Below are 24,777 nucleotides of genomic sequence, written 5' to 3' on the forward strand. Positions count from 1 at the left end.
GTTTGAGTCATGGTTTGTAGTTCGCTTGTCGTGTGAACTCCCGGCTTCCTCTTGGGTCCTGGACCCTTGAGTCTGTCATTCATTCCCACGTCTCACGTCTCACATCCCACGTCTCATTTCCATCCATCCACTGTTTAGTTTTCAAAGACCGTGTCGCCCTTTAGCGCGACGCAAGTGTTATCCTATCATTTCTGCCGGCCCCGTGTCAACCGGTATTTTCTGGCCGGATTCGTACTCTTGCTCCCGTGGGCTGTCCACCACACGGCACGGTTATAAATTTAACACAGGGTTAACATGCTGTCAAGGTACCTTATGGCTTTTTAACTTTTTAGTCGTAATATATTTTTCTGATATTATTCCTCGTTATCATCGGTGTAAACCTTGGCCACCGCAACTACAGAGTCTCCCGCATCCACCCGCATCAGGGTAACACCCATGGTAGACCGCCCAATAGTAGAAATATCTCCTGCTCTCAACCTGATGATGATACCCTCGGCGCTGATCATCATGATTTCTTCTTCATCTTTGACCACTTTTACAGCTACCACCGGGCCGTTCCGCTCGGTTGTTTTGATATTAATCAGCCCTTTGCCGCCTCTGGCCTGGGATCTATATTCCGTAAGAGGAGTACGTTTACCGAATCCATTGGCAGTGACAACAAGTAAAAATGCCTCGGGACGGACCGTTTCCATACCGATAACCTCATCATCATACTTAAGCGTAATCCCCCGGACTCCGTGGGTACCCCGTCCCATGGGGCGTACCTCTTCTTCCGGGAAGCGGACGGCCATGCCGCCCTTGGTGGCCAGGATAATTTCTTCTTGACCATTTGTAAGCTTGACGTCCACCAGTTGGTCGCCTTCTCTAAGTGAAATGGCTATAATCCCGTCCCGGCGGGAAGTGTCGTACTCATCGAGGGAGGTTTTTTTGACCTGACCCCTGGTTGTAGCCATAAAGAGGAACTGCTCGGGGTCGAACTCCCGGACAGGAATAACCGCGGTAATTTTTTCGTCCCCACCAATATACAACAGGTTCACGATGGCGGTACCCTTGGCCTGGCGTCCCGCCTCAGGAATTTCATGCACCTTCAAACGGTACACCTTGCCCTGGTTGGTAAAGAAAAGAAAGAAATGGTGGGTTGTAGTTATAAAGAGATGCTGGACATAATCCTCTGTCTTGGTCCCCATAGCCGTTACACCACGGCCGCCCCGGCGCTGGCTGCGGTAGGTGTCCAGGGGGATTCTCTTAATGTAACCCTGGTTGGTTATAGTGATGACCACGTCCTCTTCAGGAATTAAATCTTCCGCACCAAAAGTAATTTCATCACTGGAAATAACTGTGCGCCTGGGATCGGCAAATTTTTTCTTAACTATGGTAAGCTCGTCCTTAATGATGCCCAGGACCTTGCTCTCATCTGCCAGAATAGCCCGCAGATAGGCGATCCTTTCCATCAGCTCTTTGTACTCCTGCTCCAGCTTTTCCCGCTCCAACCCGGTAAGCTGTCTCAGCCGCATTTCTACAATAGCCTCGGACTGTCTTTCCGTAAGGCTGAACCTTTCCATCAAAGCCTTTTTGGCGGCGTCGGTATTATGCGAGGACCTGATTATTTTAATTACCTCGTCCAGGTAGGCTATGGCAATGCGCAGGCCTTCGACGATGTGGGCGCGTGTCTCAGCCTTGTTCAGTTCAAAGCGGGTACGGCGTACGATTACGTCCTTTTGATGCTCCAGGTAGTAATGCAAAGCCTGCTTTAAGCTCAACACCTGGGGTTTTCCGTCCACGAGCGCCAGCATGATAACGCCGAAGGTTTCCTGCATTTGGGTGTGCTTATAAAGCTGGTTTAGAAGAACCTGGGGGTTGGCGTCTCTCTTTAGTTCGATCATAATCCGCATACCGCGGCGATCCGACTCGTCCCTGAGGTCGCTGATCCCTTCCAGTCTTTTATCCTTAACCAACTCGGCAATCTTTTCAATCAGCCTGGCTTTGTTGACTTGATACGGTATCTCGTTGACAATAATGCAGTTTCTGCCGTTGTTTGTCTTTTCAATGACGGCTTGAGCCCGCACCTTGATGCTGCCGCGCCCGGTGCGATAGGCGTTCCAGATCCCTTCCCGCCCCATAATCATACCGCCGGTTGGAAAATCAGGGCCTTGAATGGCGCTCATTAATTCTTTAACTTCTATGTCCGGGTTCTTAATCAGCATTATGATACCGTCGATGATCTCGCCAAGATTATGGGGTGGTATATTGGTTGCCATTCCTACGGCAATACCGGATGACCCGTTTACCAGCAAATTAGGGATACGGGCCGGCAAGACCGTTGGTTCCTCATTTTTATCATCATAGTTCGGTATAAAATTAACTGTATCTTTATCTATATCGGCCAGCATCTCCGCCGTTATTCTGGCCATACGCGCTTCAGTATAACGCATGGCTGCCGGAGAGTCACCGTCCACGGAGCCAAAGTTGCCGTGACCGTCCACCAAAGGGTAACGGGAGGCAAAATCCTGGGCCAACCGGACCAGGGCGTCATAAACTGCCACGTCACCATGGGGATGGTACTTGGCCAGTACTTCACCAACTATATAGGCAGACTTACGGTGTGATTTATCGGAAGTTAAGCCCAGACTATGCATGGCATAGAGAATGCGCCTGTGTACCGGTTTCAGGCCGTCCCTTACGTCCGGCAGAGCCCGCCCTACGATTACGCTCATGGCATAATCCAGATAAGAATGCTTCATCTCTTCGTTAATATTTATTGGCACGATTTTTCCGGTTAATGACGGCAAACTCTGCTCACCTCAATCAATCCATTATTTTCTACGAAGGAATTATATCAAAATGAGCCGTCAAATGCAATTTGGCGCTCTGCTCATAATAAAGAGCAGGCCGTAAACCCGCTCTTTTAATACTTGAATTTTTTTGAGGTATCCAGGCTGGCCTCCCAAACAGTTTCCGCACCGGCTCCACCGGAGGTAAATGTGTTTATTTTGGAGATGTTTGCTTACCTGTAATACCGTTTACTCTATACAAATAATTATATAACATATTAAATTTTCCACAACCAGGCAGCTTGGTTATTATCGGGTTTAACAACCCGGGGATGGTACATATTCCCCTTATCATCACACCTTTGAAGCCGCATGGTCTTATTTTTTTAACCCCAGGAGCCCTGCCCGGAGTTTATACATGCAATCAAGGGACACCACCTCATATTTTTCTGTCTCGTTTTTTTGGGCGACATAGTTCATCCGCCCCAAACAACCTCCGGCACACTTTTCCAGCCGATAGTTTCAATACCAGTTGAAACTTTTGCAGGAGAGCCTGCGGCCTGTGCCTCGAGATTATTATTATTTTTGCATCCCCAATTAAGCACCTCCCATGTATACCGCATCATTCTTTAAGGCCCTCTAACGGAGTGCCAGATGAAATCCTTTATAACCAGCAGCGTTATAGCTACCGTCCATTTAAATTGGCTGGTCACTGTATTCACCTTAAAAACGACCTTCTCATTCAGGAACGCTTTAATTCCTTCTAAAGCGACGGGAGCCGCTGCAATTAAATCCTGTATGAAATTAGCTTCTTTTTGGACGGCGGCGCCCGCCAGGAATGCTGCTGCAAGAAACAGCAATGTTATTAATAAAGACTTTATTTTTTGCCCTTTAGCCGGCCGGTAGTTCGCGATAGTTCTCATAAGACGCCCCCCCAGATTTATGTGCAATCACACTGGGTCATCTTTACTGCATGTAGTTATTGGCCATGGTGTTGGCCTTCTGAAGGGTTTATCTAAACCACTCATCCCACGGCATGCTTCATACAAGCAAGGGACACCACCTCTTTTTTTGTTTTTTTGTAATGTAAGTTTTTTTCATTATCCCCCCCTCTTTACAAAAGTACCTTCGCCATATACCACCCAAGGACATATTGGTTATCCTTAAGTTCCTGGCCGATCCGGCAGGAATAATTCCAGCCTGTGCTCCAACCCTTACAGCCAGGCGGACAGCGTCCCGGGCAACGCCGCCACGGTACAGGGCACTCAATACTCCATCCTAATACAATAAAAAACTGCCTTCGTTTTTATTTTAAGGCCCCACAGACCCGTGTTAATTTAACCACGGCGTCATACATGGTTGACCAGAACTTTTCTTTTTCGGCGGTGATCTCATCGCGCACCTCAATTTGTGCTTCACGTTTCATAATCTCCCTTTCTTTATCCTGAAAATCCAACTCCATGTAACGGCGGTACTCCTCGCTTCTCTCCCTGACCTCGTTCTCAATGGCTGCAAGTCGCGCCTTGTACTCTTCCTGCTGCCTGACACCGGTTTCCTTTAGTTCAGCCAACTTGGCCTGGTAGTCTTCCTCAAGCGCCTTGGCCCTTAGTTCCAATTCCTTTTTACGCTCTTCGATAATAGCGTCCTGCGCTTGCTCCAATTCGCCAAGACGCGTCTCTCTATCTGCAATGAGCTCCTCCTTGTCCTCTATGTACCTCAACTTGTCTTCGGCGTAAGCAATTTGCCCCAGGATCCGGTCCAGTTCTTCCTTGGCGTCTTTAATCTCCTCTGCCTGCAGGCGGTATGTCGCGGCTTCTTTCCAGAATTGAGCCATTGTACTACCTTTATCTTTAATAAAGGCCTGCACCGCCTGCATAATGGCGGAAGGCACCTCAACGTTGGGTATGCGGCAATTTTTAACAGTTTCTATGGTCTTTGATTCCCCGGCGGATTTTTTTAGAGCAGTTACTTTTGACATAATTTACCACCTCGTTTTTGATTAACATATTACCATATCGATGCAAACTCCAAAAACGGTAATTATCGTTAAATAAGTTTTATTTTCTTTTGTATTCTTTTTGTATCGCTTTATTATAAATATCCATATTATGGATATTTATAATTTAATTAATTATAAAAAAATAAGAGGCCCGGACGTGAACTTAATCCAGGCCTCTCATTTCTATATTAAATGATTTTTTTAAACATCCAGGTTGCGCACAGCAAGCGCGTTTTCTGTAATAAAATCACGGCGTGGCTCCACCCGGTCACCCATCAGCATGCTGAAGATGGCATCTGCTTCGATGGCGTCTTCCAGGTCAACCCGCAGGACTGTTCTGGTATCCGGGTCCATAGTAGTTTCCCAGAGTTGGGTGGCGTTCATTTCACCCAAACCTTTATAGCGCTGGATGGTAATCCCGTCCCGGCCAGTTTGTTTAAGGGTTCTCTCCAATTCTTCGTCGTTGTAAATATATCTCTCTGTTTTTCCCTTCTTGATCCGGTACAGAGGAGGCTGGGCAATGAAGACATACCCCGCCTCTATAAGTGGGCGCATGTACCTGTAAAAGAAGGTCAGCAGCAGAGTCCTGATGTGGGCTCCGTCGATATCAGCATCAGACATCAAGATCAGCTTGTGATACCTGGCCTTATTAATGTCAAAATCCTCACCGATACCGGTGCCCATGGCGGTTATCATAGCCCTTATTTCTTCATTGGCCAGAATTTTGTCCATCCTCGCCTTTTCAACGTTTAAAATTTTGCCGCGCAGGGGCAAAATCGCCTGGAAGCTTCTGTCACGTCCCTGCTTGGCCGACCCACCGGCGGAATCACCCTCTACCAGGTAAAGTTCTGTTACCGACGGGTCGCGATCGGAGCAGTCCGCTAACTTACCCGGCAAGGTTGAGCTTTCCAGCGCGCTTTTACGTCTGGTTAATTCCCTGGCCTTGCGTGCAGCCTCGCGAGCCCGCGCGGACGTAAGAGATTTTTCCATAATACGTTTGCCAATCGCCGGGTTTTCTTCCAGGAAGGTAGAAAGGCTTTCTCCAACCACATTGTCGACAATACCTCTAACCTCGCTGTTACCCAGTTTGGTCTTGGTCTGTCCTTCAAATTGAGGATCCGTTACTTTAACGCTGATTACCGCGGTTAAACCTTCACGGATATCTTCTCCGGACAGGTTGCTGTTCCCATTTTTAAGCAAGTTATATTTACGCCCATAGTCGTTGATGACCCTGGTAAGAGAAGCTTTAAACCCGGCCTCATGGGTCCCGCCGTCAATAGTATGGATATTATTGGCATAAGAGAGGATGTTCTCTACATAGGCGTCGGTATACTGCATGCATACCTCAACCATAACTTCGTCTTTCTGCTTTTGCATATAAATTGGTTTGCTGTGCAGAGGAGTTTTATTTTTATTGAGATGTGTGACAAAGTCGCGTATACCGCCATCGTGGTGAAAAACAACCTCGGTCCCCTTGCGTAAATCACGCAGTATAATTTTGATGCCCATGTTCAGATAAGAAAGCTCCCTAAGGCGCTGAGCAAGGGTATCATGGTTAAAAACCAGCTCTTCAAAAATCTCCGGGTCGGGCTTAAAAGTCACTTTGGTGCCGTTGCTTTTGCTCTTGCCGATAATTTTTAACTCAGTGACCGGTTCGCCCCGCTGATACTTTTGGTGATAGACGTTACCGTCCCGTCTGACTTCAACCTCCAGCCAAACAGAAAGGGCGTTAACCACGGAGACACCAACACCGTGCAACCCGCCTGATACTTTATAGCCGCCACCGCCGAATTTGCCGCCCGCGTGCAGCATGGTCAGGGCTACCTGTACCGCGGGAATACCTGTTTTAGGGTGAATATCGACAGGGATACCCCGTCCGTTGTCGATGACCGCTATTGAATCATCTTCGTTGATAATGATCTCAATCTTATCGCAAAAACCAGCCATGGCCTCATCAATACTGTTGTCCACCACTTCATAAACCAAGTGGTGCAGGCCACGGGCAGAGGTGCTGCCTATATACATGCCCGGCCGCCGCCTGACGGCCTCAAGGCCTTCCAGGACCTGAATGTCCTCAGCGCCGTAGCGGACATTATTACTATCGTTAGACATAGCCAGTCAACTCCTAACTCCAATACTCTAAATCGCTATATTATCATAAATTTGGAAATTCCTCAAGTTTATCCGGAAATACAAAACCGTGACAATAAAGCACGGTAATATTTAGAAAATAACAATTAGATATAGATAACGCGGCGCCGGCAGAAGGTAAGAACAGCAATGCGGGCGCGAATTCAATCATACTTGCGTTGCGAAGCAGTTCAAGGTTTTTCTGCCAGGCCTTATACTGCGAATGAATTCGCACCCGCATTTGTAAGGCAACCAAGGACGTTATCCCCGGGGTGCTCTACTCACCCAGAAAAGCGTCGGATCTTTTACGTAAAGTAACGCAGGAAATAGGAGATATATAAATTTCCTTGTTTGTCACGATATATGCTTTATCTTTGTCGTTTTGCGATATCTTTTTTATAAAACCTTCATCTTTGGAAATCTCCAGAAACTCCCTGGTTGCAGGAGAAAGCTTTGTTCTGTAATCAAGAATTGCGATAATATCTTTCTTGGGGACAACCACGTCTCCTCCCAGATGTAAAAACATTTTTATTCCTCCTCGTAAAAGCAAAAATTTATATGATGCTGCCGTGGCTTACTGTAAATGTCTTATGGTTCAATTCTTTTGAAAAACCTATATCTTCAGTTTTGGTGGTAGTAAGAAAGGTCTGTACCAAACTTCCGATTCTCTCAAAAATAGCCTGCCGCCGGTCATGATCCAACTCAAAAATGACATCGTCTAAAAGCAGAATCGGATACTCATCCAGTTCTTCTTTCCACAGGTCAATCTGGGCAATTTTAAGAGTTAGCACAATAGTCCGCTGCTGTCCCTGCGATCCATAAATTCTGGCGTCCCGTCCGTTTATAAAAAAAATAAGGTCATCCCGGTGCGGACCCAACAGAGATTGCGCTCTGTCAATCTCCTCGGCCTGAAGGAGGTACATTTGTTGCTGCAATTTATTATAAATTTCTTCCTCGGAATTTAGCCCCTCCAACTTTACCGTCGACTTGTAACGAATATCAAAATCTTCGACTCCTGCGGCTAATTCACGGTACAGCGACCGCAGCAGCGGACTAAACTTTTTAAGGAGCTCCAGTCTGATATATAAAATTTTGGCTCCATAACGGCACAGCTGTTCATCCCAAACCTGTAAGGAACTTTTTTCTTCTCTCTTCTGCCTGACTTCCCTTAAAAGATTGTTGCGTTGTACAAGCACACGTTGATACCTGGCCAGGTTATGAGCGTATTGCGGGTGAAAAGGACCTGCCTCTAAATCTAAAAAACGCCGCCTCTCAAAAGGCGACCCTTTGACCAAAGCCAGATCATCCGCTGTAAAAAGTACCACACCCGGCCAACCCAAAGGGCTGCCGCGTTTTAACGACCCGTTCACTTCAATTTTTTTAAACCCTTGTTTAAGAAAAATATTAACCTGAAGCGAACGTTGCTCTGTTTGCAGCAGGGAGTGAATATAAGAGAAGTCGCTTTCCCAGTTAATAATTTCTTTTTCCTTGCCCGTACGAAAAGAATTTCCAATACATGCCATGTAAATAGATTCCAGTATATTGGTCTTACCCTGAGCATTTTGACCTGTCAGGATGTTTAGAAAAAGCCCTGGTTCAAGGACCTGTTTATGATAATTTCTAAAATTGTTCAACTCGAGCTGCTTTAAAAACAATGACCTAACAACTCCCAACGAAAAACAGGCTAGAACACGCTGATAAACCACCCCCGGAGAAAAAACAAATAAACAAGGGCGCCTCCACTATACCCCCCGTAAGCGAACCGGAAGCAGTAGTGAAAGATATTCTTGATCATCAACCGGTCTAAGTACTCCCGGACTGAGAGGACCGGTCAATTCCATGATTATTTCTTCCGAGCCCATGGCTTTCAAAACATCGCCAAGATAGCGGGCGTTAAATGCTACCTGAAACGGTTCTCCTTCCTGGAAAACCGGGATTTCCTCATGCACTCTGCCGGCTTCTGTATTAACAGAAATTATCAGTGTGTTTTGTTCAAGGCTCATTTTTACGATAGGAGAGCCATCCTTGGTCAGGAGAGAAGCCCTTTCCGTAGCTTCGGCCAATTCCTTGGTTTTAAGCCGTATCCTGGTAAGATGCTCCTGCGGGATTACCTGCTTGTAATTTGGAAACTGTCCGTCAATGAGACGGGAAATAAGACAGGTGTCATCAGCCTTAAAAAGAATCTGGTTTTCCGTAACTGTTATATTAACGACTTTCTCCGGCTCTATGACTTTTACCAACTCAGTTAAAGTTTTACCTGGAATGATAATATTTATATCAATTTTTTCGCAATTCTCCAGAGGAAGCCTGCGCCAGGCGAGGCGGTAAGTATCTGTTGCTATCACTTGAAGGTAGCCGTCATGTAATTCAAACAGGACCCCGTTAAAAACCGGACGGTTCTCATTATTGGCAGCTGCAAAAACGATCTGCCTGACCAACCCTCTTAATACTTCCGCCGGTAAATCGAAGGTCAAATCACCAGAGGGTATTGGAAAATCAGGAAATTCTTCGGCTGGATAGCCGTTGATACTTGTCTCTGATTGACCGTACTGAATGGTAACGCTGCCGGTGACTGTCTCGGCTCTTAGCAAAACTGGCACATCGGGCAACCGCCGCACCAATTCGCTTATATACCTGGCGGGAAGTACGGCGGCTCCAGGTTCTATTACTTCTGCTGCCAAGGAGCAACGTATACCCATGTCGAGGTCTGTTGCGGTGAGAAAAATCTTATTATCAACAGCCTCAAATCTAATCCCTGACAGTATAGGTAGAGGGTTTCTGACTGATACGGCCCTTTGCACGATCTGAACAGCGTTTAGAAGCTGTTCTTTAGCGGCAACAACTCTCATGGTTTTTCTCCAGTTTTTTTTATTATTATATTATTTATTATTAGAGATCTTTTAGTAATAGTAGTAGTTAGGTGTGATTATGTGTATAAGTAGCTTTAGAGATTGGTTAAGCTAGAAAATGTACGTGTTGATTAGTTAAGGACAAAGACAAAATAATTTTGCGCCATAAATGGACCGTTTAAAAAAATCCACAACTGTAGCAACAAGTTATAAGAGCAGCCTGTTAGTTCTTTTTAATAAGCTCAATCAAATGTTTTATTTTATCCTGTAAATCAACGTTTTGATTTAGTTCGGTGTTGATTTTTTCACAGGCGTGGATGACGGTGGTATGGTCCCGGCCACCAAAAGCTTCTCCTATTTTGGGCAGAGATAAATCTGTCAACTCCCGTACCAGGTACATGGCTATCTGGCGGGGGAAGGCTACAAGCCTGGTCCTTTTCTTGGCCTTGAATTCATCAATGCGGATATTGTAATAGGAGGCCACTACTTCCTGGATCAGATCAATGGTTATCTGTTTGGGTTTTCTGGTAGGAAGCATGTCTTTAAGGACTTCCGAGGTTAAGTCAGCATTAATCTCTTCATGGTTAAGAGTGGCGTAAGCGATGACCCGGATCAGAGCTCCTTCCAGCTCCCGGATATTGGATTGAATATTGTCGGCGATAAAATAGATGCACTCATCAGGTATTGAAAGGTTTTCCTGTTGCGCCTTTTTTCTTAAGATAGCAATGCGAGTTTCTATATCGGGAGGTTGTATATCCGTAATCAGCCCCCACTCAAAACGGGAACGCAACCTGTCTTCCAGAGTGGGGATATCCTTTGGTGGCCGGTCGCTGGATATAATGATCTGCTTATTGGCTTCGTAGAGGGTGTTGAAAGTGTGGAAAAATTCCTCCTGGGTACTTTCCTTACCGGCCAGAAACTGAATATCGTCAACCAAAAGAATATCCATACTGCGGTATTTATTTCTGAATTCTACCGTTTTATCAAAGCGTATTGAATTAATCAGTTCGTTGGTGAATTGTTCGGAAGAGGCATAAGAAACCTTTTTCTTATTGCTGTGTTCCAGAGTATACTGACCGATTGCGTGCATTAGGTGGGTTTTGCCGAGACCGACACCACCGTAAATAAACAAAGGATTGTAGGCCTTGGCCGGCAATTCCGCCACGGCCAGACAGGCGGCGTGGGCAAAGCGGTTGCTGTTTCCCACGACAAAGGAATCGAAGGTATATTTGGGGTTCAAGTGGGTCATGTTCAATTCTTCGTAATTATCTTTGTTTACTTTTTTATTCGGGCTTTGTGTATCTTCTACTTCACCTGATAAGACGAACTGGACCTCTATCTCTTGTTTTACAAGTCCTTGAAAAACGTTTTTTATCATTGGGGCATACCGGTCACTCAGCCAACTTTTTGAAAAATGACTGGGAGCCTCGATAATCAGCCTGTTATTATAGCAACCAATTGGTTTGATTGATCTGAGCCAGGTATCAAAAGAGTGCTTGTTTAATTTCTTTTCTAAAATATGGAGGGTTTGTTCCCATACCTCAAGTAATTCATTTCTGGTCAACCTAACATACCCTCCCGCATGGTGTTGTTTCAACGTACTATGAAAAGTAAACCTTTAAATTCCTCTCCTAGTCGAGAAGTGTTTTAAAGGTCGTTAAGAGAAATCAACAAATTAATCCACAATATTGTACACAGGGTGTGCAAAACCTGTGTGTGGACATTTTCAATGTTAAAATCATATCAAATTTTTTTAGAGTTATCAACAGGCTTTTTCCAGTAGAGAGGTAATAGGGCGGGGCGGGGATGCTCCTTGACGTTGAAAATTGGTTATTATATAATTGGTAGTGTGTGTCAATAGGACGGACTTTAATTTCCTTAAATGTATAAGAATTACTTTTCTATGTATTGCTTTTTTACAGGTAGAATAATTATATCAAATTTATTCAATATATAGAATTAATATATTCTATATCTACAAAATTTGATTTCTTGTGTATTACCTGTTTTAAAAGAGGTCTGCATCCTGTATAATAAGGTTTTTCGAAGGAGGGGTGTTTTTTGAAGCGTACCTATCAGCCTAAATGCCGCAAACATAAAAAAGTCCACGGGTTTTTAAGCCGGATGGCCAGTCGTGCGGGTCGTAATGTAATTAAAAGAAGGAGAATTAAAGGTAGAAAGAGGTTAACCGCGTGAGGCCGCTTCATCACAGCGGCCTCTCTAACTGTATAACGTGATAGGAGTATTGGATAAGCTATTTTTTGCAGGCAGGAAAATGATCTTGGGGAAGAAATGAGCAGTCTTACCAAAATTAAAAAAAACGGTGATTTTAGAAAAATATATAACAGCCGCAAGTCGGTTGCAGACCGCAATATGGTGTTGTATTTTTTGTCTAATAATAGAGAAGATTGTCGATTTGGTTTTACTGTCAGCAAGAAAGTTGGTAACGCGGTTACAAGGAATAGGGTCAGACGCCTGTTTGGAGAGGTATGCCGTTTAAATAAGGAAAAGTTTCCTAATGGATACGACTTTATTTTGCTGGCGCGCCGCGAAATAGTTGGGCTTAATTTTTACCAAATCGAGGAAGGTTTATTAAGGCTTTTAAAAAAAATCAAGATAAACAGGGGTTGAACCCTTTGCGAGTAGTAGTATTATTAATCAGGTTTTACCAGGCGGTTATTTCACCTTTAAAGCCGCCTTCCTGCCGGTTTTATCCCACGTGCTCCCATTATGCCCTGCAGGCCGTAGAGAGATACGGACCGTTTAAAGGTTCATGGATGGCCTTAAAAAGAATTTTAAAGTGTCATCCATGGCACCCGGGAGGATATGATCCGGTTTAAAATCAATTGGGAACCGCAGGGCTTATAAGGAGGCAGATTTTATTTGGAGATTTTTAATGCCATTGTAGATGGGATGACCTGGTTATTAAACTGGTTGTACCAGCTGACGGGCAGCGTTGGGGTGCCGAATTACGGCATAGCTATCATTTTGCTTACCGTTATTATAAAAGTGGCTCTCTATCCGCTTACCAACAAACAGATGAAATCTATGCTGGCCATGCAGCAGCTGCAGCCAAAGGTCAAGGAAATACAGGAAAAGTGGAAAAATAAAGACCAACAAAAAATGCAGCAGATGATCATGGAATTGTATAAGCAGAACAATGTCAACCCAGCTGCCGGTTGTTTGCCGCTTCTGGTTCAGATGCCTATTTTGTTTGCGCTGTACAGGTCTCTATTTAATTTTCCATATCTCAACGAAGCTCATGCCAGTTTCATCTGGGTGCAAAATTTGAGCGCCAGAGACCCTTATTTTATTCTACCGGTTCTGGCAGGTGTTACTACCTTCTTCCAGTCCAAAATGACAACTACAACAAACGATCCTACCCAGCGTATGATGCTCTATACCATGCCCGTCTTTATTGCCTGGATTTCCGGCACCGTTCCGGCCGGGCTCGCGCTTTATTGGGTAGTATTTAACATAGTCGGCATTATCCAACAGTTTTTTATCAATAAGCAGATGCTGGTAGTAAAAAAGGAGGCCGAGAACAGTTGAAGGCAGTCGAAAAAACTGGTAAGACGGTGGATGATGCCGTAAGCCAAGCCTTAATAGATTTAGGCGCTTCCAGGGAAGAAGTGGAAGTAACCGTTCTCGACGAGCCGTCTAAAGGTATCTTTGGTATTTTCGGGGCTAAAATGGCCAGGGTTATGGTTAGTTTAAAAAACGGACCGTCCCAAAAGGCCACCAACCTTCTAAAAAATATATTTAGAGCCATGCAGATTCAGGTGGGCATAAAGGCAAATGAAAAGGACCATGAAATTCAAATTAACCTGGAAGGGGACGACCTCGGCATCCTCATCGGCAGGCGGGGTGAGACACTGGATTCCCTTCAGTATCTGGTAAATCTCTCGGTTAATAAGAACCAGGAAGTCAGAAAAAAAATCATTATAGATATTGAGGGATATCGCAGAAGGCGGGAAGAGACGCTCCAGAAACTAGCATTGAAGCTTGCGGACAAAGCCAAGCAACGGGGCAGAAACGTAGTGCTGGAACCGATGAGTTCACAAGAAAGACGTATCATCCATACCGTCTTGCAGGGAAGGGATGATATTTACACCTTCAGCGAGGGAGAAGAACCCTTACGCAAAATTATTATAGCCCCAAAAAAATAACACCTTAAAACCCAGCAGGCCTTAGCCCGCTGGGTTTATAAATAGTGTGCCGGGAAGGTGCAATCGATGTACGAGGATACCATTGCAGCTATTGCTACGCCACTTGGTGAGGGCGGGATCGGTATTGTACGGGTAAGCGGCCCAGAAGCAGTAGAGATAGCCAAACTTATTTTCCGGGCCAAAAATAAAAATTGGACTGCTGCCGGAAGCCACCACCTTTTTTACGGACATATTGTTGACCGTGAAGGCGTGGTCGTTGATGAGGCTTTACTGAGCTATATGCAGGCGCCGTATACCTATACACGGGAAGACATCGTAGAAATTAACTGTCATGGCGGAATAGTACCATTGCGCCGGGTTCTGGAGTTGGTATTGGGTTGCGGAGCACGCCTGGCCGAGCCGGGTGAATTCAGCAAGAGGGCTTTTTTAAACGGCAGGCTGGATTTGGCTCAAGCCGAATCGGTCATTGATATCATCCGCGCCAGGACTGACGCAGGCTTAAAGCTGGCTGTGTCCCAGCTAAGAGGGGAACTTTCCAGGCACATTTTTTCTCTGCAGCACAAGCTGCTGGGTTTGTTGGCGCAGCTGGAGGCTGTTGTTGACTTTCCGGAAGAGGGACTGGAAGAATCGGCTGCCGCTGAAATCATGGTAATTAGTAAGGATCTCCTGTCAGAAATTGAGCAATTGATAAAAGGAGCTGAAACCGGCAAGATCTACCGGGAAGGTATCAGCACGGTTATTATTGGCAGGCCTAACGTAGGGAAGTCTTCCCTCTTAAACGCCATGCTGCGGGAGGACCGGGCCATTGTCACGGAAATTCCCGGTACAACCAGGGATATTATTGAAGAGATACTAAATATCCGGGGGATTCCATTAAAAATAATTGATACCGCCGGGCTGCGGGAAACGGAAGATGAAGTTGAAAAAATTGGGGTGGCAAGGACCAGGGATAGTATAGGCCGGGCCGACCTGATCCTGCTGGTGCTGGATGCCGCCAGGGGCTTGGCGGGCGGAGACAGGTCGATTATTGAGAGCATCGGAGAAAAAAAATCAATTATCCTGTTAAACAAGGTTGATGTTGCAGAAATAAAAATTGAGCAGGGTGAAGTTGAGAGCCTTGCTCCGGGAAGTCCGGTGCTTTGGATTTCAGCTGAACAGGGGACCGGTCTTTCAGAGCTGGAAGATACGATCGTTGACATGGTTTTGGGCGGCCGGGCGCCCTCTTCTGACACGGTACTGGTGGCAAGTTTGAGGCACAAGCAAGCTCTGGAAAAAGCAGCCTCGCATCTGGCAGAGGCTATTAACGGTATACACGGAAAACTGCCGCTTGACATGGTGTCAATTGATTTGAGATCTGCCTGGGAGAATTTAGGGGAAATAACCGGGTCAACTTCAACGGAAGATTTGCTGGATCGAATATTTGCAGACTTTTGCATTGGTAAGTGAGGTGAGGAAATGGAGTACAACGCGGGCAGGTACGATGTAATTGTGGTAGGAGCCGGCCACGCAGGGTGTGAGGCCGGTTTGGCTGCCGCGAGAATGAACTGTCGCACCCTGGTGCTGACACTTAACCTGGACTATGTGGCGCTGATGCCGTGCAACCCGGCTGTGGGTGGACCGGCCAAAGGCCACCTGGTGCGGGAAGTGGATGCCCTGGGTGGCCAAATGGGTCTGAACACCGATTACACCTCGATCCAGATGAGGCTATTAAATACCGGCAAAGGCCCCGCTGTCCACGCTCTTAGAGCGCAGGCGGACAAAAGTCTGTATCAGGGAAGGATGAAAGAAACCCTGGAAAGCCAGGCGTGCCTTGATTTAAAACAGGCTATGGTGGAAAGACTTGTTATCGAAAAGGGAAAAATTAGCGGTGTGGTGACCAGCACCGGGGCGCGGTTTACAGCGACGGCAGTGGTGATTACCACCGGCACCTACCTTAAAGGCCGGATCGTGATCGGGGACCTGTCCTATCCGGGCGGACCGAATGGACAGTTTCCGTCGGTAGGTTTATCAGATAGCTTGACTGATCTTGGTCTGAAATTGGGTCGTTTCAAAACCGGCACTCCGGCCAGGGTCAACCGGCACTCAATAGATTTTAGCCGCATGACTGTCCAACCTGGTGACGATAAGCTGCATAACTTTTCTTTTATTTCGGATGTCACCGGGAGGGAGCAGATACCATGCTGGCTCACCTATACCAATGAAGAAACCCACCGGATTATCCGCGACAACCTGTACCGCGCACCGCTCTATACGGGGGCCATTCAAAGTCAGGGTCCGCGTTACTGCCCTTCTATCGAGACGAAAGTAGTGCGTTTTGCGGACAAGCCGGCCCACCAGGTATTCATTGAGCCGGAAGGTAAGAATACGGCTGAGATGTACGTACAGGGCATGTCCACCAGCCTGCCGGAGGACGTCCAGTTGGCCATGCTGCGTACCCTCCCTGGTTTGGAAAGAGTTGAGGTAATGCGGCCGGGCTATGCGATAGAATATGATTACGTGGCGCCCACCCAACTGAAGCTGACCCTGGAAACCAAAACCATACCAGGTCTCTTCACGGCGGGACAAATCAACGGCACCTCCGGCTACGAGGAGGCGGCGGCGCAGGGCATTGTGGCGGGAATCAACGCAGCCCTTTACGTTAAAGGACGGGAACCGTTCATTCTAACACGTTCAGAAGCTTATACCGGGGTCATGATCGATGACCTGGTGACCAAGGATATTGATGAACCCTACCGGATGCTTACTTCCAGAGCCGAATACAGGCTACTCTTGCGGCAGGACAACGCCGACCTCAGGTTGACGGAAAAAGGTTACCAGGTAGGGTTGGTCTCACCGGAAAGGTACCGGAGTTTCGAGAGCAAGCAAAAACTAATAGAAATAGAGAAAAACAGGTTGGAAAAAACTATCGTGCCGGTTACGGAAGAGGTGAAAGGGATTCTGGAACAGCTTGGGAGCGCTCCCCTTCCCCAGCAGGGAGCATCGCTGGCAGGCCTGATCCGGCGGCCGGAAATCACCTACGAGCAGCTTCTTCTTCTGCCTTTGGAAAATCCCGGACTGCCTGAAGATGTACGGGAGCAGGTGGAAATTCAGGTAAAGTACGATGGTTATATAAAAAAACAGCAGGCTCAGGTTGAGCGGTTCCGGCGGCTGGAGGATAAAAAAATTCCCGGTGACCTGGATTATCAGATGGTCCGCGGACTGTCTTTGGAAGCCAGAGAAAAACTTGAGACGATCAGGCCCGCGTCGATCGGACAGGCCGGCCGGATCGCCGCTGTAACTCCGGCTGACGTATCCGTGCTGATGATTTACCTGGAGCAGATACGGCGTCTCAAGTAAGGTGGTAAATGTGGGAGAAATAACGGCTGTGCTGAACGCCGCAGCAGGCGATTTGGATCTGGAGCTTACAGGCGGACAGCTCGAACAATTTGAAAAATTCTACGCGTTGCTGGTTGAGGTTAATAAAAGTTTCAACCTCACCGCCATCACTGATGAACGGGAGGTTGCCATTAAGCACTTTCTCGATTCATTGACCTGTCAGGCCACAGTTCGTCTTAATAACGGCCTAAGGATTGTGGACATTGGGACGGGCGCAGGTTTTCCCGGTATTCCCCTGAAGATATACCGTCCGGGTATTATTCTGACTCTGGTAGAATCGCTGGAAAAGAGAGTTAAATTTTTAAAAGACGTGGTTGAGGCTCTGGGTCTTAGTGAAACCAGGGTTATACATGCCCGCGCTGAAGATTTTTGCAGGGACGGGGAGCACAGGGAACAGTATGATCTGGTTGTAGCCAGGGCTGTCGCCTGCCTGCCCGTACTGGCCGAGTACTGTCTGCCGGCCGTAAAAGTGGGCGGTTTATTTGTAGCAATGAAGGGTCCCAAAGTGGAGGATGAGACAAAAGCCGCAAAAAACGCACTGTCAATCCTGGAAGGAGCGCTGGAGAATGTGATTAAATTGAGGCTGCCGCTGTTGGGAGACGAAAGGAACCTGGTCATGGTAAGAAAAATTAGCTCTTCACCCGCCAAGTACCCCCGCCGCGCCGGCATGCCGCAAAAAAAACCGCTGTAGCTTGTGGCTTAAGCAGGTTACATTGGTTGTACAAAATAACTTTTTTATTCTAAAGAATTAGTAAGGTTAAATATGCCGTAGGGCGTAAGGCATAGGGCGTTAAAAAGTTGCTGGTAAACAAAATTTGATAACTCATTGCTTAGACAACATGTCGCTAATGTGCACGACTGTTGAAGATAAAAAACAGCGATGTGGGTGCGATTTTAATCGCACCCGGCGCGTAAGCGCCGAACCTGTATGGCGTTAAGGTAACATTGTGCGAATAAATTAACAACCAGCTCTCTGAAGCAAACCCAAAACGTTATTTTTTGGCGACGACAGGTCACTTGATAAGTAAAAAAATTCTTAACAAACATTTTCCGGGCGCTAAAAAAGCCCGGAAAATTCATTTTGGCTGGGGTAGCAGGAACTGGTACGGCGGATGTTGAATAATTACGACCGGAACCGCCGGATAATAACCGGCTTTCCATGCGGGGGGTGGGTACCATAGGCAAGTTAATAGCTATCGCCAACCAAAAAGGCGGGGTTGCCAAGACCACTACGGCTGTAAACCTGAGCGCGTGGCTGTCACTGATGGGACAAAAGGTGCTGCTGGTCGATATAGACCCGCAGGGCAACGCCAGCACTGGAGTTGGGGTGGACAAACAAGAAATAGAGCTTTGCATTTATGATGTCCTGATCAACGGTGTGCCCGCCCGTGAGGTGATTGTGCCCTGCGCCGTCGAAAAACTGTACCTGATCCCCGCCACTATTGAACTGGCCGGCGCCGAAGTTGAATTGGTCGGCGTGGCGGACAGGGAAAAAATATTAAAGAAAGCGCTTGGGGAAATAAAAGAGGATTACGATTATATATTTATTGACTGTCCTCCCTCTCTGGGAATGCTGACTTTAAACGCGCTGACCGCCGCCGATTCCGTACTCATCCCGATCCAATGTGAATATTATGCTCTGGAAGGACTGGGCCAGTTGATGAACACCATCCAAATGGTGCAGCAGCAGCTTAACCCCGACCTGGTCTTGGAGGGAGTGCTGTTAACCATGTTTGACGGCAGGACCAATCTTGCCATTCAGGTGGTTGACGAAATAAAAAAACACTTCCGGGAAAAGGTATACAGGTCTATCGTCCCGAGAAATGTAAGGCTCAGTGAAGCGCCCAGTCACGGCAAGCCCGTAATGGTTTACGACCGGCGTTCGCGGGGCTCGGAGGCCTACCAGGAGCTGGCAAAGGAAGTGATGGGGATTGAGTAAGCGCAGGGGTTTGGGTAAGGGCTTGCAGGCTCTGTTTCCCGGCGCCGATCAGGCAGCCGCCGGCGCCACAGAACAGCTCAAAGAAATTGATATTGACAAGATCAGGACGGCGTCCCGGCAGCCCAGGCAGTTGTTTGATCCGGAAAAATTGGCTGAACTGGCGGAATCGATCAGGGAACTGGGTGTTATCCAGCCGGTGGTGGTGCGACCCGAAGCAGGTGGCGGCTACGAATTAATTGCCGGCGAAAGGCGTTGGCGAGCCTGCAAAAGTCTGGGATACAAGACGATTCCGGCTGTGGTCAAGGATTACCGCGACCTGGAGGCTACTGCAGTTTCTTTAATTGAAAATATACAAAGAGAGGATCTGAACCCATTAGAAGAAGCTCTGGCCTATCACCAACTGATGGAGGATTTTCAGTTGACCCAGGAGGAGGTCTCGGGAAGGGTTGGTAAAAGCAGGCCTTTCGTTGCCAACATGGTCAGGCTGTTGGGACTGCCCGACGAGGTTAAGGAAATGCTTGCCGCAGGGCAGCTTAGCGCCGGGCATGCCAGAGCTTTGTTAGCCATAGAAGATGCCAAAAAGCAGGCTGCCGCAGCCGGAAAAATTGTCAGGCAGCAGCTTAACGTCCGCCAGACTGAGAATTTAGCGAAGGCGCTTATGGCGGAGAAAGCTGCCGGCGAAAAAAAGAAGCGGTATAAAGCAATGCTGTTGGCGTCAGCCGAGGAAGAATTGCAAAAATTTTTAAAGACTCCGGTCAAAGTTCGAGAAACCCGAAACGGCAGGGGTAAGCTGGAAATTACTTATGGAGATCCGGTTGAACTGAACAGGCTTGTGGAACTTATCACCGGGCGGAAAAAGACGTGAATGTTTCACGTGAAACATTGTGAGGGGCTGGTTATACAGTGGGGACAATTGTCAATGCAGTTTCCATTATCCTGGGCTCCGTCCTGGGTCTTTTGTTTAAAAAAGGGATCCCGGAACGTTACGGGAGCACTATCATGCAGGGCCTAGGGTTGGCCGTACTCCTTGTTGGTGTCAGTATGTCGCTGCAGACCAAACAGGTACTGGTGGTTGTCCTGAGCCTGGTGCTGGGGGCCGTGACCGGCGAGTTTCTGAATATCGAAGGTGGTCTGGCCCGCTTGGGCAAATGGTTGGAAGCGAAGGTTGGCGGATCTACAGGCGACGTCGGCCGGGCCTTTGTCACCGCCAGCCTGATTTTTTGTGTGGGGGCCATGGCTATTATGGGCTCGATCGAAGACGGTCTAAATCACAATCCCCGCATCCTCTTCATTAAGTCGGCTTTAGACGGCGTTTCATCGGTTGTTTTTGCCTCGACCATGGGGCTGGGGGTGGCCTTTTCAGCTATACCTGTGCTCCTGTATCAGGGTTCCATTACCCTTCTGGCCTGGACTGTGAAGGACTACCTGGGACCGGCTGTGATTTCGGAGATGACTGCCACGGGAGGTCTTTTAATTCTGGGCATAGCTTTTAATATGCTAAACATAACCGAGATCAAAGTCGGCAACCTGCTGCCGGCGATATTTTACGCAATTCCCCTGGCCATACTAATACCCAGAATTATACCAGCGTGATTGGACGTGAGACGTGGAACGTGAGGTTTAATACTTGAAGCAGTGTTGATACTAGCGCCGGTATAGACCCAAAGGGTATTATTTCTGACCCCAAAGGAATACAGCATATTCCCACGTCCCACGACCCACGTCCCATAGTTAGGTCGTAGGCTAATCCAGTATTCCTATCGGGTCTTGAAAAACCCTTGGAAATTTCATATTTTCCAAGATATAATACCCGATTACATGTTGTTACGCCTTACGCCCTACGCCTTACGACGCAACAATTAATGTTCAACAGAATGATTTTAGAATGCAACGTGCAATCCATATGCTATCTAGACTTTCGTTTGCTTTTATATATTCATAATAGACCCAGCGGGTATTTTCCCTACCCCAAAGGAATACAGCATATTCCCACGTCTCACGTCTCACGTCCCAAAAAGCAGGCGCGCAAATTCCTTAGTTATGCTATTCAGGCTTTTTACCGCATTTGTGTATATATTCGTGTGCTGCCCGCTGGGCGGCGGCGTATACTTTTTTAATGGGAACTGCATGCTGCAGGGCTAATTTTTTGCAGTCTTCAAATTCAGGAGCGTATTGTACCGGCGCGCCTCCTTCAGCGAGGCAGCCTGCTTTTACAGCAACCTCTCCGTATAGGGTACTTGTCATAAAGAAGTACCTGTGCAGGATTCTCCTCTCATCGTCCCGCACGCGGACGCCAAGCGTTGTTGTTTCATTAAATATAATACTAAGAACATCCTCAAGCCTTGACCGGTTGCACAAGGCTGTTAGCAGGTGGGCCGGACGGCTCTTTTTCATGTAAATGGGGATCAAAAAAGCATCCACGGCGCCGCCGGCAAGGAGACGATCGACCAGGAATGGGAAAAACTCGGGGTTCATATCGTCAATTGCTGTTTCAACTACCGTAATCGTTTCCGATTGGCCGAGCGGGGTTTCACCATCTCTTCCCGTACCGTACAGGATCCGCACCCGGGGGTTGTCCTGCCGGTCTTCACCTGAGGCGCCATAACCGGTTTCAGACAGCGTCATTTCCGGTAACAGTCCGAATTCATCCGCCCGGCAGGTCAGCAGCGCCACCCCCAGTGGAGTTATGGGGACGTCCGTCCCTCCGTATTGCTTGACTGCCGCTCCCCTGGCCAGTTCCATGAGGAGGGGCGCCAAGTTATGGGTGGAAAGTTGAGAGCCAACCGGCAAGGGAGACGCATTTATTCTCTCAATCCCTAACTGCTCTAAGGCCGTGAAAAAACCGGTGGCTATAATTATCATTCTCAGTATTTCCGCTTCCGGCATGACGACCTCCGCGACAGGTAAATTGAAAACTTTGGACTGAGCCAGAATAAATTTGTCGAATAAAGAATGTAACCTGTCTTCCAGTTCATCGCCAAAAAAAACTTTGGTGTTAATGCTTTTGAACATGGCGGCAACCGGTACGGGTTCTTGCCCGGCTTCCACCTTCAGGACAGTGGCCGTGGCAGTAGCGCCGTTTATGTTTCTCTTACGAAAGGTCAGTTGAAAAGGAATAGTTACAATGCTTTTAATTTTTTCCACCAGCAACTCCGGCTTTGCTCCCAGTTCAACCAGCGCTCCCAGGAGCGCGCTGCCGCTGAGTCCAGCCGAGCAATCTATATAAATGGCTTTCAATACAGCTCCCTCCCATACTAACTATTAACAATTTTAACGCTTCGATATTAATTTATTAAGAAGTTTTTTTTGGCTGTAAAACTGTTAGCGAGTATATTATGATGTAACCTGTTAACGATAGTGTATAATGATTTATCAATTGTGGCACTAGTTTAGTCAAAAATCCTGACCGGTGGGCCTTTAAGCAGGAACAGCAGTGCTTTTTTTTATACACAGAGCGCTTCAAAAAAAAGCAGGTGCGAAATCATTCGCACAAAAGTTAATTTAGATCCCATGTTCGGCGCTGGCGCGCCGTGTGCGATTAAAATGGCGCCTACATCGGCTGGTATTTTCATGATACGTGGCGCCGCGGCGGCATGGACAACTACAATGAAAACATGCAGAGCGCTTCCACTGTCGTGTATAACAAGTGGATGTGTTTGGGAATTATTGAGAACATAAGGCTGGTTGTAACAGCAGGTTTAAAAGGTGGTGCGACATGATTTTTCGTAACAGGGCCGAAGCTGGAAGGCAACTGGCGGAAAAACTTGCTGGTTTTATTGAAAGGGACGCGCTAGTGCTGGCTGTACCCCGGGGCGGGGTGGTTATAGCCGCTGAAATTGTCAGGATGCTGAATCTCAATATTGACCTGATTATACCCCGCAAAATAGGGGCGCCCCATAATCCCGAGGTTGCCATAGGCGCTGTCACTCAGGACGGAACCACTCTCTTTGAGCCACGCCTGATTGAATTGCTGGGAATAAGCCGGGGGGAACTGGAAGACAGGGTCGCCTATGAACTGGAAGAGATCCGGCGTCGTATGACGCTTTACGGCGCCGGACGAAACATAGGGAAAAGCGGGGGTCGCCAGTTGATAGTGGTTGACGACGGTGTCGCAACCGGCTACACCATGCAGGCCGCCCTGCGTTCCGCCAGAAGTTATGGGCCAAAAGAACTGGTTTTGGCCATTCCGGTAGCTCCTCGGGATACGTTGGAACTGTTGGAAAAAGAGGTCGACCGGACGGTCTGCCTGATGGTTCCCGAGGATTTCTACGCTGTTGGGCAGTTCTATGAGAATTTTGAACAAACTAAAGATGAGGAGGTCATGGAAATAATGCGAAGATTTTCAGATCTTTAAATCCGGCTGAAGAATAAAAAACACCTCTTTAGCAGAACACTAACTGTTGTACAGGGAGGTGATTCAAGCTGAAAAGGATAATTGCTGTAGAAGACGGGCTGTCCAATATTAAAAATGCATTGGAGCGAGTGGGTTACAAGGTGGTCAGTCCTGACACCGGCGGCAAAATTGACGCCACCATCGTGACAGGTATGGACGATAACATGATGGGGATGCAGGATATTAAAGAAAGGTCCATAGTGTTGGAAGCGGCAGGAAAAACTGAGGACCAGATTATAGACGAGCTAAGAAATAGGCTTTAGCAAAGGGCGTGGCGCTTTAATGTTTCTGCTTCTTGGCTTGATTTGTACAGCGCGGACTCTCTTTTAGAAATGAAGAGAATATCAAACACCCGGGGGGTATGCTTCCCGGGTGTTTGATTGCCGAAAACCTTTTGTCATGCAATTAGAGCATTCCCCACATACGAATAAATCTCTAAATAACATACGCGCAGGTTTATACTCCCCCTGCGTATTCCTGCTCAAACTCGCGGATAGCCTTGATGAGTCCGCCCACAATGGTGTCAGCCAGTCGCATCACCAGGTTGAGCCGGGTGTTCTGCAGGATCATGTATTCCATATAGCCGCCAACATTGACAATGCCGGTAATATGGATTTGTCCCACCGGGGGGAGGTTTTTGTTTACACCTGCTCCAGGCAGTAGAGAGCCGTCGCCAAGGTGAATGCAGCCAACGCTTTCGAGCCGTCCGAGGCAGGCGTCAACTGCGATAATAAAAGGATTTTGATAGAGGTTGTTGATGTGTTCCAGGGTCTCTTTGAGGTTGCTGGCGTGTACCGGTTGGTCCAGGGTGCCGTAAACAGCAAAGAAATCTTGCTGCATTAAATCAATTTTTGAGCCAACCAGTGGTCCCAGACAGTCCCCGGTAGACCGGTCGGTGCCGATACACAGCAACATCTTGGCAGTATCTCCGGTTACCCTGTATCTCTGCATGCGCTTAACCAGGTCACTTGCAATTTTGCTGACGGCCACCGGATCTTCTATAGTTATTTTAGTCTTATCAGATAAAACCACAGTACCAGGATTGCCAGTAGTGGTCATGCGCCTTCCCCCCAACGCGACACAAGCAATTTTTCTCCAATAATATATTTATTGCCAAAGTGGAGGAGGGATATTCTTCAATCTGTTAAATAA

General features: G+C 47.4%; 23 protein-coding genes. 13 read left to right on the plus strand and 10 right to left on the minus strand.

Annotated elements, in window-relative coordinates:
• Window positions 1-353: 353 nt before the first annotated feature.
• The 8 genes from gyrA to dnaA all read right to left on the minus strand — a co-directional run bounded on the left by gyrA (window position 354) and on the right by dnaA (window position 11,313).
• Complete coding sequence (gyrA, locus tag Psch_RS19015) at window positions 354-2,789, minus strand: DNA gyrase subunit A (protein ID WP_190259375.1); 2,436 nt, start codon at window positions 2,787-2,789, stop codon at window positions 354-356.
• Between the two features lie 611 nt (window positions 2,790-3,400).
• Window positions 3,401-3,694, minus strand: a complete 294-nt coding sequence (locus Psch_RS19020) for a hypothetical protein (protein WP_190259376.1) — start codon at window positions 3,692-3,694, stop codon at window positions 3,401-3,403.
• A gap of 383 nt (window positions 3,695-4,077) precedes the next feature.
• Window positions 4,078-4,749: a hypothetical protein gene (locus Psch_RS19025; protein ID WP_190259377.1), complete on the minus strand. Its 672-nt coding sequence runs from the start codon at window positions 4,747-4,749 to the stop codon at window positions 4,078-4,080.
• Between the two features lie 222 nt (window positions 4,750-4,971).
• A complete protein-coding gene (gene gyrB / locus Psch_RS19030; RefSeq protein ID WP_190259378.1) occupies window positions 4,972-6,882 on the minus strand; it encodes a DNA topoisomerase (ATP-hydrolyzing) subunit B in 1,911 nt (636 codons plus the stop codon).
• A gap of 295 nt (window positions 6,883-7,177) precedes the next feature.
• Window positions 7,178-7,426: an extracellular matrix regulator RemB gene (gene remB / locus Psch_RS19035; RefSeq protein WP_134216818.1), complete on the minus strand. Its 249-nt coding sequence runs from the start codon at window positions 7,424-7,426 to the stop codon at window positions 7,178-7,180.
• A 28-nt stretch (window positions 7,427-7,454) separates the two neighbouring features.
• Window positions 7,455-8,555 carry a DNA replication/repair protein RecF gene (recF, locus tag Psch_RS19040; protein WP_190259379.1) on the minus strand — a complete coding sequence of 367 codons (1,101 nt, stop codon included), beginning with the start codon at window positions 8,553-8,555 and terminating at the stop codon, window positions 7,455-7,457.
• Between the two features lie 87 nt (window positions 8,556-8,642).
• Window positions 8,643-9,749 (minus strand): DNA polymerase III subunit beta, encoded by a 1,107-nt coding sequence (dnaN, locus tag Psch_RS19045; protein WP_190259380.1) that lies wholly within the window; start codon window positions 9,747-9,749, stop codon window positions 8,643-8,645.
• Between the two features lie 223 nt (window positions 9,750-9,972).
• Complete coding sequence (gene dnaA / locus Psch_RS19050; RefSeq protein WP_190259381.1) at window positions 9,973-11,313, minus strand: chromosomal replication initiator protein DnaA; 1,341 nt, start codon at window positions 11,311-11,313, stop codon at window positions 9,973-9,975.
• Window positions 11,314-11,810: 497 nt separating this feature from the next.
• On the opposite strand from dnaA, the gene rpmH reads away from it, so the two are divergent.
• The 11 genes from rpmH to Psch_RS19105 all read left to right on the plus strand — a co-directional run bounded on the left by rpmH (window position 11,811) and on the right by Psch_RS19105 (window position 20,825).
• The gene (gene rpmH / locus Psch_RS19055) at window positions 11,811-11,945 is read left to right on the plus strand and encodes a 50S ribosomal protein L34 (RefSeq protein ID WP_134216814.1); all 135 of its coding nucleotides are present in this window, start codon (window positions 11,811-11,813) and stop codon (window positions 11,943-11,945) included.
• Between the two features lie 96 nt (window positions 11,946-12,041).
• Window positions 12,042-12,380, plus strand: a complete 339-nt coding sequence (gene rnpA, locus Psch_RS19060) for a ribonuclease P protein component (protein ID WP_190259382.1) — start codon at window positions 12,042-12,044, stop codon at window positions 12,378-12,380.
• A 5-nt stretch (window positions 12,381-12,385) separates the two neighbouring features.
• A complete protein-coding gene (gene yidD / locus Psch_RS19065; RefSeq protein WP_190259383.1) occupies window positions 12,386-12,589 on the plus strand; it encodes a membrane protein insertion efficiency factor YidD in 204 nt (67 codons plus the stop codon).
• A 43-nt stretch (window positions 12,590-12,632) separates the two neighbouring features.
• Complete coding sequence (locus tag Psch_RS19070; protein ID WP_243124238.1) at window positions 12,633-13,301, plus strand: YidC/Oxa1 family membrane protein insertase; 669 nt, start codon at window positions 12,633-12,635, stop codon at window positions 13,299-13,301.
• The gene (gene jag, locus Psch_RS19075; protein WP_134216810.1) at window positions 13,298-13,918 is read left to right on the plus strand and encodes an RNA-binding cell elongation regulator Jag/EloR; all 621 of its coding nucleotides are present in this window, start codon (window positions 13,298-13,300) and stop codon (window positions 13,916-13,918) included. Before Psch_RS19070 ends, jag begins: the two co-directional genes overlap by 4 nt.
• A 66-nt stretch (window positions 13,919-13,984) precedes the next feature.
• Window positions 13,985-15,364 carry a tRNA uridine-5-carboxymethylaminomethyl(34) synthesis GTPase MnmE gene (gene mnmE, locus Psch_RS19080; protein WP_134216809.1) on the plus strand — a complete coding sequence of 460 codons (1,380 nt, stop codon included), beginning with the start codon at window positions 13,985-13,987 and terminating at the stop codon, window positions 15,362-15,364.
• A gap of 9 nt (window positions 15,365-15,373) precedes the next feature.
• A complete protein-coding gene (mnmG, locus tag Psch_RS19085; RefSeq protein ID WP_134216808.1) occupies window positions 15,374-17,254 on the plus strand; it encodes a tRNA uridine-5-carboxymethylaminomethyl(34) synthesis enzyme MnmG in 1,881 nt (626 codons plus the stop codon).
• A 10-nt stretch (window positions 17,255-17,264) separates the two neighbouring features.
• Window positions 17,265-17,984, plus strand: coding sequence for a 16S rRNA (guanine(527)-N(7))-methyltransferase RsmG (rsmG, locus tag Psch_RS19090; protein WP_134216807.1), 720 nt, complete (start codon window positions 17,265-17,267; stop codon window positions 17,982-17,984).
• Between the two features lie 486 nt (window positions 17,985-18,470).
• On the plus strand, window positions 18,471-19,232 hold the full coding sequence (locus Psch_RS19095) for a ParA family protein (RefSeq protein ID WP_190259576.1): 762 nt from the start codon (window positions 18,471-18,473) through the stop codon (window positions 19,230-19,232).
• Window positions 19,225-20,097, plus strand: a complete 873-nt coding sequence (locus Psch_RS19100; protein WP_190259384.1) for a ParB/RepB/Spo0J family partition protein — start codon at window positions 19,225-19,227, stop codon at window positions 20,095-20,097. The genes Psch_RS19095 and Psch_RS19100 overlap by 8 nt, the downstream gene beginning before the upstream one ends.
• Window positions 20,098-20,135: 38 nt before the next feature.
• On the plus strand, window positions 20,136-20,825 hold the full coding sequence (locus tag Psch_RS19105; RefSeq protein ID WP_190259385.1) for a DUF554 domain-containing protein: 690 nt from the start codon (window positions 20,136-20,138) through the stop codon (window positions 20,823-20,825).
• A 450-nt stretch (window positions 20,826-21,275) separates the two neighbouring features.
• Here Psch_RS19105 and larC2 read toward each other — a convergent pair whose 3' ends face one another.
• Window positions 21,276-22,469 (minus strand): nickel pincer cofactor biosynthesis protein LarC2, encoded by a 1,194-nt coding sequence (gene larC2 / locus Psch_RS19110; protein WP_190259386.1) that lies wholly within the window; start codon window positions 22,467-22,469, stop codon window positions 21,276-21,278.
• Between the two features lie 478 nt (window positions 22,470-22,947).
• On the opposite strand from larC2, the gene Psch_RS19115 reads away from it, so the two are divergent.
• Together Psch_RS19115 and Psch_RS19120 are read left to right on the plus strand one after the other, a co-directional pair.
• Window positions 22,948-23,586, plus strand: coding sequence for a phosphoribosyltransferase (locus Psch_RS19115; RefSeq protein ID WP_190259387.1), 639 nt, complete (start codon window positions 22,948-22,950; stop codon window positions 23,584-23,586).
• Between the two features lie 80 nt (window positions 23,587-23,666).
• Window positions 23,667-23,888: a YkuS family protein gene (locus tag Psch_RS19120; protein ID WP_282432494.1), complete on the plus strand. Its 222-nt coding sequence runs from the start codon at window positions 23,667-23,669 to the stop codon at window positions 23,886-23,888.
• Window positions 23,889-24,081: 193 nt separating this feature from the next.
• On the opposite strand, the gene yyaC is transcribed toward Psch_RS19120, so the two are convergent.
• Window positions 24,082-24,684 (minus strand): spore protease YyaC, encoded by a 603-nt coding sequence (gene yyaC / locus Psch_RS19125; protein ID WP_190259389.1) that lies wholly within the window; start codon window positions 24,682-24,684, stop codon window positions 24,082-24,084.
• Window positions 24,685-24,777: the final 93 nt, after the last annotated feature.

Source organism: Pelotomaculum schinkii (genome assembly GCF_004369205.1).
Lineage (GTDB): Bacteria > Bacillota > Desulfotomaculia > Desulfotomaculales > Pelotomaculaceae > Pelotomaculum_C > Pelotomaculum_C schinkii.